The sequence below is a fragment of the Oleiphilus sp. HI0125 genome, from assembly GCF_001635355.1.
The window spans coordinates 1-988 of sequence record NZ_LWGF01001496.1; the positions used below are offsets into that span (position 1 = coordinate 1).

Consider the following 988-nt stretch of genomic DNA (forward strand, 5'->3'; position numbering starts at 1 on the left):
AACCTGATATTCGCATGGCTTGTAAAACCGCACATGGATCGCGCGGGCATCTTATCTCACGGAAGAGACAATGTATCTAATTTTATCCGCCTTTTGTGTTGGCGCGATGCTGGTGCATTTTAGTGTACCTATTTTTAATGCGTTAATATTTTTTACGTTTCTGTTTGTAGCACTCTGTGTCATTCGTCACGCTTGTCATACTCACTCTGATTTAACCAATCGTCGCTTAATTGTGCTGAGTCTCGTTTCGGCCATTGCGTGTTGTGTTGCTTATACCTATGCGCAGTACGAAGTGGCTCAACATTCGGCTCAACGTGTATCCGTGAACGAAACTGGGAATGAGGTGCTGTTGCAGGGATATCTCTGCGGCCTGCCTCGCTATAGCCAATATGGTTTCTCTATTCCCTACTGTTCTGATACCGGCAAATTCTATGTCTCAGCGAGCTATGACTTTTCTAATCTATTAAATACGCAGTGCTCTTCGATTCAAGTAACGCTGAAATCCCCAAAGTTTAGCTATAACCCTTGGGTTGGGAGTTATGAAAGGCATTTGTTTTATGAGCGCGTTGTTGGCTTTGCAAAGGTAAATCGCGTTGTCGAGCGCGATTGTCATTCGACCGAGTGGAAGTCAGGCCGCTTGACTCAGTTAAGGTTGCGGATCTATGAGCATTTGGCGCAACTTTTAGATGGTTATGAACATAAAGGTTTGGTTATTGCGCTTGTTCTAGGGCATCGTGCCGACATATCAATCGACGAAAATCAGGCACTGCAAGACAGCGGGACGCAGCATCTTATGGCGATCTCCGGTCTACATGTCGGCTTAGTATGCTTTGGTTTGCTCGCCATAATGTTGCGACTTAATTTGGCTCGGTTTGCTTTACCTATCGTGGCCATAATGGGGTTATTTTACATCGCTTTAGTTGGTTTGTCGCCGTCTGCACAGCGCGCTTACGTGATGGTCTTAATAGGTATGCTAGTCATTCTTGGT

General features: G+C 45.3%; 1 protein-coding gene. It reads left to right on the plus strand.

The features are described 5' to 3' along the window. Positions 1-70: 70 nt before the first annotated feature. Positions 71-988, plus strand: a 918-nt coding sequence (locus A3762_RS25150) for a ComEC/Rec2 family competence protein (RefSeq protein WP_197469574.1), incomplete at its 3' end; no start/stop codon positions are given.